Annotated in this window: 8 protein-coding genes and 1 pseudogene; 2 read left to right on the top strand and 7 right to left on the bottom strand. The window is 61.6% G+C overall.

The window, feature by feature from the left end; all coding sequences use genetic code 11:
• The first annotated feature begins 141 nt into the window (after positions 1-141).
• Positions 142-1206, top strand: a complete 1065-nt coding sequence (locus tag C7441_RS13825) for a transporter substrate-binding domain-containing protein (protein WP_244916153.1) — start codon at positions 142-144, stop codon at positions 1204-1206.
• A 466-nt stretch (positions 1207-1672) separates the two neighbouring features.
• Here C7441_RS13825 and C7441_RS13820 read toward each other — a convergent pair.
• A pseudogene (locus tag C7441_RS13820) lies at positions 1673-2004 on the bottom strand (integrase core domain-containing protein); the annotation flags it as partial.
• A gap of 563 nt (positions 2005-2567) precedes the next feature.
• Here C7441_RS13820 and C7441_RS13815 point away from each other — a divergent pair.
• A complete protein-coding gene (locus C7441_RS13815; protein ID WP_170125130.1) occupies positions 2568-6179 on the top strand; it encodes an autotransporter outer membrane beta-barrel domain-containing protein in 3612 nt (1203 codons plus the stop codon).
• Between the two features lie 157 nt (positions 6180-6336).
• On the opposite strand, the gene C7441_RS13810 is transcribed toward C7441_RS13815, so the two are convergent.
• The 6 genes from C7441_RS13810 to C7441_RS13785 all read right to left on the bottom strand — a co-directional run bounded on the left by C7441_RS13810 (position 6337) and on the right by C7441_RS13785 (position 11811).
• Positions 6337-7167 (bottom strand): amidohydrolase family protein, encoded by an 831-nt coding sequence (locus tag C7441_RS13810; protein ID WP_109613359.1) that lies wholly within the window; start codon positions 7165-7167, stop codon positions 6337-6339.
• Positions 7168-7169: 2 nt separating this feature from the next.
• Positions 7170-7610, bottom strand: coding sequence for an RbsD/FucU family protein (locus tag C7441_RS13805; RefSeq protein ID WP_109613358.1), 441 nt, complete (start codon positions 7608-7610; stop codon positions 7170-7172).
• Complete coding sequence (locus C7441_RS13800; protein WP_109613357.1) at positions 7610-8650, bottom strand: aldo/keto reductase; 1041 nt, start codon at positions 8648-8650, stop codon at positions 7610-7612. The genes C7441_RS13805 and C7441_RS13800 overlap by 1 nt, the downstream gene beginning before the upstream one ends.
• Complete coding sequence (locus C7441_RS13795; RefSeq protein WP_109613356.1) at positions 8647-9945, bottom strand: L-fuconate dehydratase; 1299 nt, start codon at positions 9943-9945, stop codon at positions 8647-8649. The genes C7441_RS13800 and C7441_RS13795 overlap by 4 nt, the downstream gene beginning before the upstream one ends.
• Positions 9942-10799, bottom strand: coding sequence for a fumarylacetoacetate hydrolase family protein (locus C7441_RS13790; protein ID WP_109613355.1), 858 nt, complete (start codon positions 10797-10799; stop codon positions 9942-9944). Before C7441_RS13790 ends, C7441_RS13795 begins: the two co-directional genes overlap by 4 nt.
• Before the next feature lie 64 nt (positions 10800-10863).
• A complete protein-coding gene (locus C7441_RS13785) occupies positions 10864-11811 on the bottom strand; it encodes an ABC transporter substrate-binding protein (protein ID WP_109613354.1) in 948 nt (315 codons plus the stop codon).
• Positions 11812-11815: the final 4 nt, after the last annotated feature.

Here is an 11815-nt window from a genome sequence, read left to right as displayed (position 1 = left end):
TGGCGAGCGCCGCCCCCACCCGCCCGGTTCAAGGTTATGGTAAGGACTATCTGAAACGTTTGCGGCATCTGTGTTTTCTGGTTCTATGTGATGCAGCCTCCGTGTCGTCCGGGCGCTCTGTTTGCACTGGCTATCTCGTCCTTGCTAATCGTTTCGGCGGTTTTTCTCGTGACGTTCCCAGCGCTGGCACAGGAAGCGCCGATCAATGCCCGAACTGTCAAGGTCGGTGTCTATGTCAGCCCACCCTTCGTCGAAAAGGAAGGCGATGGCTACAGCGGCATGGCCATCGACCTATGGAACAAGACCGCAACCGATCTGAAGCTGACGTCGGATTTCCATGAGTTCCGGAACTACACCGATCTCACCCGTGCGGTAACGTCCGGCGCGGTCGATGCGGCAGTCACCAACCTCAGCATTACCGCCGAACGCGCTGCCGCGATGGACTTCACCCACCCATGGTTTGACGCCGGCCTAAGGGTCATGGTCGAAAGGGATGACGGAACCAGTTTTGGCGAAGTCATCGAGAAGCTGAACGATGCCGGCCACCTCCAAACCTACGCATGGATAGCCGCCACTATCCTGGCGGCCACACTATTAATGACCCTGTTCGACCGAACTTTCGATTCAGAATTCCCCAAGAAGTGGCGAGAAGGATTGGCCGAGAGTTTCTATCATGTCATGTCCATCGCGACGTCGGGCAAGAGCGGACGGAAAAATCTGTTCGGATGGGCTGGCCGTATCTGGCAGGGATTGTGGATGGTGTGCGGCGTTGCCGTGATCGCCTATATTACCTCGTCCATCACCAGCGTAATGACGGCGGCAGCTATAACCAACCAGATCAACAGCGTTGCCGATCTCCAGGGTAAAACCGTCGGAGTACAATCCGGCAGCATCGCAGAGGAATTTATGGCCTCCTCGTTTGGCAACACCATGCCGTTCGATCACCTGTCAGACGCTGTGGCCGCACTTGCCAATGGCGAGATTGTCGCAATCGTTGGCGATGCGCCGGTCCTCGAGTATTACGCGTATTCTCGCCCGGAAGCAGCGGTCAAGGTGATCGGCAACACGTTCAGACCCGACAAATACGGGTTCGCGTTCAACGTGGGCAGCAATCTTCGGAAGCCCGTTTCCCTGGCGATCATCGCCTCACACGAGGACGGTTCAACCGAGAAGTTGCGATCCAATTATTTCGGGATGGTCCCTTAAACCAGCCTCAGCGAGTTATCGCCCTCCCGATGAGGTTTTGGCAATTTTCTCAAAGAGCCAGCGCCTCAATTTGGTGACATTTCTAGCCTCCGAAGACCTTGGCGGCGCGCGCCGTCCCGAAGTCGGTAAACCGCCCTCAGACACTGATTTTTGAGGGCCAGAGGAGGTCGATGATGCTTTCCCTTAGGTTCTGTCCATCCTGCGCAGGGCCACGTCCGCGAGCTGCAATTCGCTGCCCATGGTGCCGACGCGACTACGACGTTGCGCGAAGCAAACCGGAGCATCTTTTCGAATCGTTACGCGGAGAAACAGGGTTGGCATCCACCCAACGCACAGACACCGAATAGCGAGCGACACGCTATCCGGCCAGCTACCGGTTTCGTGGACCGAGATAAAGTACACGGGCGAGTTGGATTGATCCGATACCATTCTTTGGACCGCCGGAAGGTGCAGTTTTCCGGCTGCCTCACGATGGCGGACTGGTGGCACCATCGGGATTGATCAACGAGATCGGTACCTTGTGGCCGATCGCGCCATGTGGGCGCACCTCGTTGTAGTATCTGCGCCAATCCTCCAACTTTTCGGGCGCGTCCGCAAGCGTCAGGAACCAGTGGGCATTCAGGCACGCCGCCCGGAAGCGGCCGTTGAAAGCTTCGATGTATGCGTTGTCGGTTGGCTCTCCCGGTCGCGAGAAGTCGAGCGTGACGCCCTTGCTGTAGGCCCACAGATCGAGGTCGCGGGAGACGAATCTGTGCCCTGATCGACCCTGATCGTCTTCGGATAGCCGATCCGAGGACAGCATGATCGACAGAGATCGACGCTGGCGGTCAGCGCCTTCTCGGTGCATTGGATGCCGCCGGTGCGTCATCCTCCCGCGGTCACGGCCCATCGTGTCTCCTGACCCAGCAATACGTCGTGCCAGGCCGACATGGCAGGGACATATCGAGTACTTTCGGATGCCGGATTAGGGCGATGGCACCATAGAGCCGGAATTCTCCAATGCTCAAAAGCCTCCCTCAGAGAAGCCCATTTTTAGGGCATCACTCAAAATGACGTCATTTGACGGCGCTCATCAAAAATTTCTCTCAGAATCTTCGGCGTCCTTTCAAGTGCAGGCACGACCTTACGACAAAATACAACCTATCATCCTTATCCAACTATGAGCCCATTATAAGACTGTTCGTTATTGAATCACAAAATGTCTCCAGTTTGAGATGATTCGCGGAAGAGGAGTGCGCCGGTTGCGTGCTGACCATGTGGAGATGCCAGCTGCCGTTCCCAGCTTCGGTCAATGGGTCGGCAACTCTCGGAAGATGCTACTGAGCTCTGCTGCCAGCCATCGCTGCCTCTTGGCCGCTGCGATGATGGCACTGCTGCCCTCCGCGCAAGCGCTCGCGCAATGCGCCCCGCCGCCACCTGCGGCGGTCAGCATCTCCTCCGGCAGTTGCGCGGATCCGGCTTTCACCGTGCGAGAGAGTACTGGGCCAGCGCCTGTGGTCGAGGTTTCCGCCGTCGGGACCTACAGCGGCACCTCCATAGATTTTACCGCAAACGGCAGTGGCTACGGCATGTACGCTACCGGCAGCGGGAGGATCACCCTGATCGGCACACCATTGGATGGCGCCACGATCAGCACCTACGGCGCGGGCGGCCATGGCCTCAACGCCAACGACGGAGGCCTGATCACCGGTAGCTATACATTCATCTACACGAATGGCGCCGGCGCCTATGGCATCGGGGCGGTTGGAACGGGCAGCAGCGTCACGCTGACCGACAGCGCGGTCAACACGGCGCTTGACAATGCGCATGGCGCCTATGCGGCCAGCGGCGGAATGATCAACCTGACCGGCACCGATGTCACGACCTCGGGCGCGGGCGCCTCAGCCGCCTTTGCGGATGCCCGCGGCTCGATCATCCTCAACAACTTGAACACCTTCAGCTATGGCGACAATGCGCCGGGCGTCGTCGCCTCGGGCGTTGTCAGCAACCTCACCCTGAACAACACCTACGTGACCATCTACGGCAACAGCAGCGCCGGACTGTTTGCCACCGGTGGAGGAACGGCCACCATCAATGGCGGCGCCATCGCGACCGGCGATTATTACGGGGGCACCGTCATCGCCAACTCCCCAGGCATGCTTGCCCGGGGACTTGGCAGCAACATCCAGGTCAACAATGGCGCGAGTTCCGCCACCTACGGCGCGAACAGTCCGGGTGTATGGGCTCACGCCGGGGGCAGGATCGACTTCTCAGGCTACGGCATTTTCACCTATCAACCTAACTCCCCCGGCGCAGTGGCGAGCGGATCGGGCAGCACTGTTACGCTGACCGATACCATAAACCGCACATCCGGCCCTTCCAGCGCCGGTGTGCTTGTCAACAGCGCAGGCACGGTCATAGTGACGGGCAGCGAGGTAACCACAGGATACCGGGTGACCGGGAGCAACCCTCCGGTTCTCCAGTTCCCTAACGCCCAGATAGGCCTGGAAGCTCATGGCGCGGACGTGGTCGGGGCCGGTAGCCGGCTGCAGGCGGAGAACGCCAGGATCACCACGAACGGAGCCGGCGCCATAGGTGTCAGGGTCAGTCAAGGCGCGGCCTCGATCACTGGCGGCACCATCACAACCAATGGCACCGATACCGTTGCTGTCGGCGGCGCCGACGGCGTCCGGGCGACCGGCGCTGGCAGCAGCATCACCCTGTCCGGCACCTCGGTGACCACCACCAACATCAACGCCATAGGTGCGCACGCGATGGCGGGCGGCGCGATCGCGGCGACGGATATGACGGTCGCCACGCAGGGGCAGAACTCCCACGGTGTCCAGGCGCAGGACGCCGGCAGCGCCATCGTTCTCACCCGCGCCGCCATCACCACGGCCGGAGCCGCTGCCACCGGCATCCGGGCCAGCAACACGGGCGGTGCGCAAGTCACCGGCGGTTCGGTTGCCACCACGGGCAATGCCGCGCATGGTATCGCCGCCATCAACGGCGGCACGCTCACCACATCCGGCACCGCGGTCGCGGTGAGCGGCGGCGGAGCGGCGGCGGTCTATCTCGCCGGCAGTGTGCCAGGCACTGTATCGGTCACCGGCGGCAGCCTGAGTGCTACCAACGGCGCGATCGTCCTCGCCCGGGGCGGCACCGGCACCGTCTCGATCAATGGCGGCACCGCGATCACCTCAGCTGTCGTCAACGGCCGGCTCTTGCTGGCGCAGGTGACCGAGGATGCGGTGGGCACGCCGAGCAACCTGAAGCTGAACATTGCCGGCATGCCATCGGTCATCGGCGACATCGTCGTCGATCCCTCGACCCTCACCTACAACCTCGGCAACAGTAATTGGACCGGCAATCTGGTGCTGACCGGCCCAGGCAATACCGCCAGCGCCAACTTGTCCGCATCGCAATGGACGGGCGACCTGCTGGCCGATGCCGGCAACACCGCTAACGTGGCGCTCGCGCAGGGCAGCCTCTGGACCGGCCTGGCGCGGAACGGAACCAATGCCGCGATCGATGCCAGCAGCGCCTGGAACGTCACCGGGGATTCCAACGCAGCCGGCACGATGACCAATGCGGGCCTGATCCAGTTCCTCGCACGGCCGGGAGCCTACAGCACGCTGGCGGTCGGCAGCTACACCGGCAGCGCCGGTAGCCGCATCGGCTTCAACACCTATCTTGGCGCCGACAATTCGCCGAGCAACCTGTTGGTGATCAATGGCGGCCCGGCCAGCGGCACGACCTCCATGCTCGTCAACAATACCGGAGGTCCGGGTGCGCAGACCGTGGCGGATGGCATCCGGCTGGTGCAGGTGACCGACGGTGGCACCACCACGACTGATGCCTTCACGCTTGGCCAGCGCGTCGCTGCCGGCGCCTATGAGTACGAGCTCTTCCGCGGTGGCAGCACGGATCCAAATGACTGGTTCCTGCGATCCCATCTCATCGATACACTGACGAATCCGACGACGCCGAGCGGTCCGGACATACCGCTCTACCGCCCGGAAGTGCCGCTTTATGCGCCGATCCCTGCGGTTGCCCGACAGATAGGCCTTTCAACCCTGGGGACGTTGCATGAGCGTGTCGGAGAGGAGGAGAACCTGCGGGGCCTGCCGGAGCCGCGGGCTTTTGCGAACGGCGTCTGGGGACGGGTGTTTGGGGAGCGGGTAAGCAACCGCTGGAATGGGACGGTAGATGCGAGTGCGACCGGCAACCTGGTCGGATTCCAGACAGGCTTTGATATTCTGCGTCGGACGACGGACAGCGGCCACCGGGACCATGCCGGCGTGTATGTGGCGTATTCGGATTACAACTCGCCTTCGGTGCGTGGCTTCGCCCAGGGAATGCAAAACCTGGAAGTGGGCCGGCTGCTGATGAACGGACCGTCGGTGGGCGCCTATTGGACGCATTTCGGCCCGAGCGGCTGGTATCTCGACGCGGTGTTCCAGGGAAGTTGGTATGACGCGAAGGCAACGTCCCTCTATGGCGCGGGGATCTCGATCAATGCAACAGGATATACAGCGTCGCTTGAGGCAGGCTACCCAATCCACTTCGGGGAGGGTAATGCCTGGCTGATCGAGCCGCAGGCGCAAATCGTCTACCAGAGTGTCTCGGTGGACCGGTCACAAGACCAATATTCGAGTGTGGACTGGAATGCGGATACAGCCTGGACCGGGCGGCTTGGGGCGCGACTGCAATACACAGGGCGCGACGAGCGGGGGGCGCTCTGGCAACCCTACGCCCAGGTCAATCTCTGGCATGTCTTCTCCGGCACTGACAGCGCATTCTTCGGACAATACTCACCCGCCATCGAGACCCGCTTCGGCGACACAGCGCTCGAGGTCGGTGGCGGCATCTCGGCGCGGGTGAAACAGAATATGAGCCTTTACGGCCAGGCCAGCTACCGCTGGTCGCTCGACGGCGGCAGCAGTCGGCAGAACGCAACCGCCGGCACCTTCGGCATCCGCGTCAACTGGTGATTATCGCGTCTATGTAATCTGCCAAGCCCCGACCTCGACAGATGGAAGCCTTCATGCACGACTGCGCTACGGCAATCGAGAGACGGGCAGCACGCTGGATCGGCTCGGGAGCACGCCGCTGTAAGGGGCCGTGAAACGGCCTCCCCAACTGCGAGGCTCAGTAAAGCCCATAGATACGGGCAGCGTTGCCGCCCAGAATCTGCGCGCGTTCCTTCGCGGGACAGCCGGTCAGCAGCGCATCAGTGAGGCTGCACCAGCGTTCATAGCTGGCAGCCAGCGTGCAGACCGGCCAGTCGCTGCCCCATATCAGCCGTTGTGGGCCGAAGGCCTTGAGCACCAGGTCGACGTAGGGGCGAAAGGTGGCTTCGTCGAAACTCGCCCCGGCCTCGGTCACAAGACCGGAAAGCTTGCAGAAGACATTTTCGCCGCGGGCGAGGTCGCGCATGGCTCGCGCCCACTCATCGAACGCGCCAGCGGCGATCCGTGGCTTGGCGCAATGGTCGATCACGACCGCCATTTGCGGATAGCGCCGCGTCAACCCCAGAAGCGAGGGCAGGTGTCTTTCCGTGACCAGCGCATCGAACACCAGTTCGCAATCGATCAACGTGCGGAATGCGGGCGCCAGATCAGGCCGCAGCATCCATTCATCGTTGGGAAGGTCCTGGATCATCGGTCGCAACCCTTTCAGCCGTGGATTGCAGGCAAGGGCCGCGACGCGCTCCGGTGCATTGCCGACTCCAAAGTCGACCCATCCCACGACACCTTCAATGAAGGGATATTCCTCTGCCAGCGAAAGCAGAAAGTCCGTCTCCGCATCGCTTGGCGCGGCCTGCACGGCAATGGTGGCATCGATCTGGTGGGCCACCATGAATGGAGCAAAATCTTCTGGCAAAAAATCCCGGTAGATCGGAGCGAGTTCCGATGTCAGCCAGCCATAATCGCCGCGCGAAAATTTCCAGAAATGCTGATGTGCATCGATCCTGCGCATAGTCAGCCATCCGTCGGCGAAACGACGCCCTTCTTCAGGATGATGTTGCCATAGAGCCGCCGCTCACCCGTCTGCACGACGGCAAAAGCCTGCCGCGCACGGGCATAGAAGTCGAAGCGCTCGACGGCCACGATCTTCGCCACATTGTCCGCCACCGCGTCGATCACCATCTGAAAGCGTTCCACCACAGGCGGTATGCTTTCCGACTCGCCGACAATCTGCATGGTGATGGCCGGGTCATCGACAAAATTATCGAGCGGCATGACGCTCAGCACCGCTTGCAGAACGCATGGCGCATCAATTCCATCGAGACGCACCAGCCTGCTCGCCATCGCCTCTGCGGGGAAATTGGCGTCGGCAATGACAATGTCGTCGCCATGCCCCATGGCGCGCAGAATTTGCAGAAGGTCCGGCGACAAAATCGGATCGATCCCACGCAACATCAGGCTTCCTCCGGTGTGGGCGCATCGCGCCTGATCAACCCCTCACCCTTCAGATCGGACCACAAGGCTGTTGGCAGATCACGCGAGAACAGCGCAATATTGTCCTCCACTTCCTGCGCCGTCGCGGCGCCCGGAATAACGGTTCTGATAGCCGGATGGCCCATCACGAACTGCAAAGCGGCCTCGATCAGCCTGACGCCATGGGCGATGCAAACGGCCTCGATGCGCCGCACACGGTCCATGATATCTGGCAAAGCCGGCGCATAATTGTAGCGTGCGCCCTCAACCGGCCCGGTGGCCAGAATGCCTGAATTATAAGGACCGCCCAGAATGATGCCGACATCGCGCGCAACGCACAGCGGAAGGAAGCTGTCCAGCGCCTCCTGCTCCAGCAGCGTGTAGCGTCCGGCCAGCAAAAACGTGTCGAAATCGCCGAGTTCCAGCAGCCTCTGGCACACCTGCCATTCGTTGACGCCCGCGCCAATGGCCCGGATGCGCCCTTCGGCTTTCAGTTCCTGAAGCGCCCGATAGCCACCCTTGTCGAAAAGTTCGCGCACCCGCGCATCGCTTGCGGCCTGGCTGCCATGGGTGAACACATCGACATCGTGGACGAGCAGGATATCCACCCGCTCCACCTGCAACCGGGCAAGGCTGGCTTCGTGGCTGCGCATCACGCCGTCGTAGCTGTAGTCAAAGATGAAGCGCCGCTGCGGTGTGCCGACGAAGGCGGTTTTCGACACCTCGCCCGGCCCGCAATCTTCCAGCAACCGCCCGACCTTGGTGGACAGCGTGATCGCCTCGCGGCCGAAACGGCGCAGCGCCACGCCGAACCGCTGCTCGGAAAGGCCAAGCCCGTATTGTGGAGCGGTATCGAAATAGCGCATCCCGCCATCGAAGGCCACCTGCATGGTGGCCTGCGCATCGACCTCCCCGATCCTGCGGTAAAGATTGCCCAGCGGCGCGCCGCCAAAGCCCATTCGCGTCAGCATCACCGGTTGCACGGCCCGGGCTCCCAGCGGCACGGACTTGGAAGCTTTCATGCCACCGCCACCGCTTCAGCCGGCTTGCGATGCTGGTAGCGCTCCAGCGAAGCCGGCTTCATCTCGATGGAGAAGCCGGGAGCCTGCGCAGGCATATAGGCTCCGTTGCGAATGATGCAGGGCGTGATGAAATGCTCATGCAGATGGTCGACAAACTCGATCACCCGCCCCTCACGCGTTCCGGCGATGGACACATAGTCGATCATCGAAAGATGCTGCACATATTCGCACAGACCCACGCCCCCTGCATGGGGGCAGACTTTGAGCCCACAGCGCGCCGCCATCAGCATGACTGCGAGGATTTCGTTGACACCGCCCAACCGGCAGGCGTCGATCTGCACAACGTCAATCGCACCGCGCATGATGAACTGTTTGAAGAGAATGCGGTTCTGGCACATCTCCCCGGTCGCGACTTCGATCGGCGCGACAGCTTCACGGATTTTGCGGTGGCCCTCGATATCGTCCGGGCTTGTCGGTTCCTCGATGAACCAAGGCTCGGCAAACGAAAGCTTGCGGACCCAGTCGATGGCCTCATCCACCTCCCATACCTGATTGGCGTCGATCATCAGCCGCACATCGGGACCAATGGTTTCTCGGGCGATGCGCAGGCGACGAACATCATCCTCCAGGTCGCGTCCCACCTTCATCTTGATGTGGCTGAAACCGCCATCGACCGCCTCGCGGCAGAGCCGGCGCAGCTTGTCGTCATCATAGCCAAGCCAGCCGGCAGAGGTGGTGTAGCAGGGATAGCCCTCACGCTCCAGCGTGGCGATGCGCTCCGCTTTTCCCTCTGCCTGCCCGTGCAGAAAATCGAGCGCTTCCTCGGGCGTGATGCAGTCGGTGATGTAGCGGAAATCGATGCAGCGTACGAGTTCCTGGGGGCTCATATCGGCCACCAGGCGCCACACCGGCTTGCCTTCGAGCTTGGCCCAAAGGTCCCACACGGCATTGACGACCGCGCCGGTGGCGAGGTGAATCGCGCCCTTGTCCGGGCCGATCCAGCGCAACTGGCTGTCGGAGGTGACGTGACGCCAGAAGCGGCCCATATCCTCAGCCACCCAGCCCATATCAAGCCCCACCACCAGATGGCGCATCGCTTCGATGGCGGCAACGCAGATTTCGTTGCCGCGCCCGATGGTGAAAGTCAGGCCATGACCTTCCGTGCCGCTGTCCGTTTCGAGAATGACGTAGGCAGCCGAATAGTCAGGATCGGGGTTCATTGCATCCGAACCGTCCCGCTCAAGCGAAGTGGGAAAACGCACATCCAGCGTGCGCATGCCGGTTATGATCGTCATTTTGAACTCACGACAGTCTGTGTTTGCGTACCCAGCCCCTGGATGCCGAGATGCATGACCTGTCCGTGGCGGAGATAGACAGGCGGCTTCTGGCCGAGCCCCACACCGGGCGGCGTGCCCGTTGAAATGACGTCGCCGGGTCGCAGGCTCATGAAGCGGCTGACATAGGCGATCAGTTCCGGCACCCGGAAGATCATGGTTGCGGTAGAGCCGTCCTGATAGCGCTTGCCATCAACCTCCAGCCACATGGACAGGCTGTCGATGTCGCCGGCTTCATCCGGCGTCACCAACCAGGGTCCGGTCGGCCCGAACGTGTCGCAGCCCTTGCCCTTGTCCCATGTGCCACCGCGCTCAAGCTGATATTCGCGCTCCGAAACGTCATTGATGACGCAATAGCCCGCGACATGATCCAGAGCCTGCGCTTCTTCTATATAACGCCCGCCCCTGCCGATCACCACGCCAAGCTCAACCTCCCAGTCTGTCTTTTCGGAACCGCGCGGAATTTCAACATCGTCATCCGGGCCGATAATGGCAGAGGTCCATTTGTTGAAAATGACAGGCTCTGAAGGAATGGGCGCGCCGGTTTCGGCGGCATGATCGGCATAATTCAGGCCGATGCAGATGAATTTGCCAATCGCGCCCACGCAGGCGCCCAGCCGCAGATCTTTTTGCGGCACACCCGCCACCAGCGGCAGGTTTTCCACGTCGAGCGCCTTCAGCCGTGCCAACTCCTCAGGCTCCAGCACCTGCCCGGCAATGTCGGGAACATGCGCGGAAAGATCGCGCACCCTGCCTCGCGCATCGAGAAGGCCGGGTTTTTCCTGGCCTTTCGGGCCATAGCGAAGAAGCTTCATGTCAGATCCTGTTGTGTCCGGGAATACCCCCGGAGTGCCGCTCCGGGGGCAACCACCGATACCGTCAGTCGTAAAGAACAGCCGCGATTTCGGGCGAGTCGATATTGGCCTTGTCGTAGAAGTAGAAACCGGTATCGATCTGCGCCGGCACGGTTTCGCCCTTGGCGGCGGCCACGGCGGCCTTCACGGTCTCGTAACCGATGCCAACCGGGTTCTGGGTGATGGCGCCGGCCATCAGCCCTTCACGGATCGCATCCTTCTGCTGCTTGCCGGAATCGTAGCCGATGATGACGACACCCTTGGCGCCCGCTTCACGCACGCCATTGACGACACCGACAGCCGACCCTTCATTGGTGCCGAAAATGCCCCTGAGATCGGGATTGGCCTGCAGGATCGACTTGGTGATCTCGGTCGACTGCAGATGGTCGCCGCTGCCATACTGCACGGTGACAATCTCGATATCCGGATACTTCTCCTTGATGCGGTTTACGAACCCGTCGCGCCGGTCGATGCCGGTGCGGCTGGTCTGGTCGTGGGCAACCACAGCGACCTTGCCCTTGCCGCCGATGAGTTCGGCCATCTTGTCTGCGGCGAGGCCGGCTGCGGCGATGTTGTCGGTCGAGGCGGTTGCCTTCGGAATGTCGCTGTCGACACCGGAGTCGAAGGCGATGATCGAAATGCCCTCGCTGTCGGCCTTCTTCAGAAGTGGAACCGCCGCCTGACTGTCGAGCGCCGCAAAGCCGATGGCCGCAGGCTTCTTGGCAAGGGCGGCGGCCAGCATGTCGATCTGGCGGTCGACCATGGTTTCGTTGTCAGGGCCTTCAAAGGTCACCTCAACACCCAAATCAGCAGCGGCCTTGTCCGCGCCGGCTTTCACGGCCTGCCAGAACTGATGCTGGAAGCCTTTCGAGATCAGCGGAATATACATCTTGTCCTGCGCCGAAGCGGTCATGCCGCTGGCAATGAGGGATGCAGCGCTTATGGCGCCAAGCAGTGCGCGTCTCGTGAACATGTTT

Source organism: Pseudaminobacter salicylatoxidans (assembly GCF_003148475.1).
Classification (GTDB): domain Bacteria; phylum Pseudomonadota; class Alphaproteobacteria; order Rhizobiales; family Rhizobiaceae; genus Pseudaminobacter; species Pseudaminobacter salicylatoxidans.
Note: the sequence above shows the minus strand (reverse complement) of the source record. Positions and strands in the feature narration are given on the sequence as shown.

Coding starts and splice junctions, on each gene's coding strand:
- C7441_RS13810 (WP_109613359.1), bottom strand. CDS start 7,167: ATGCGCAGGATCGATGCACATCAGCATTTCTGGAAATTTTCGCGCGGC.
- C7441_RS13795 (WP_109613356.1), bottom strand. CDS start 9,945: ATGACGATCATAACCGGCATGCGCACGCTGGATGTGCGTTTTCCCACT.
- C7441_RS13785 (WP_109613354.1), bottom strand. CDS start 11,811: ATGTTCACGAGACGCGCACTGCTTGGCGCCATAAGCGCTGCATCCCTC.
- C7441_RS13805 (WP_109613358.1), bottom strand. CDS start 7,610: ATGTTGCGTGGGATCGATCCGATTTTGTCGCCGGACCTTCTGCAAATT.
- C7441_RS13790 (WP_109613355.1), bottom strand. CDS start 10,799: ATGAAGCTTCTTCGCTATGGCCCGAAAGGCCAGGAAAAACCCGGCCTT.
- C7441_RS13800 (WP_109613357.1), bottom strand. CDS start 8,650: ATGAAAGCTTCCAAGTCCGTGCCGCTGGGAGCCCGGGCCGTGCAACCG.
- C7441_RS13815 (WP_170125130.1), top strand. CDS start 2,568: ATGATGGCACTGCTGCCCTCCGCGCAAGCGCTCGCGCAATGCGCCCCG.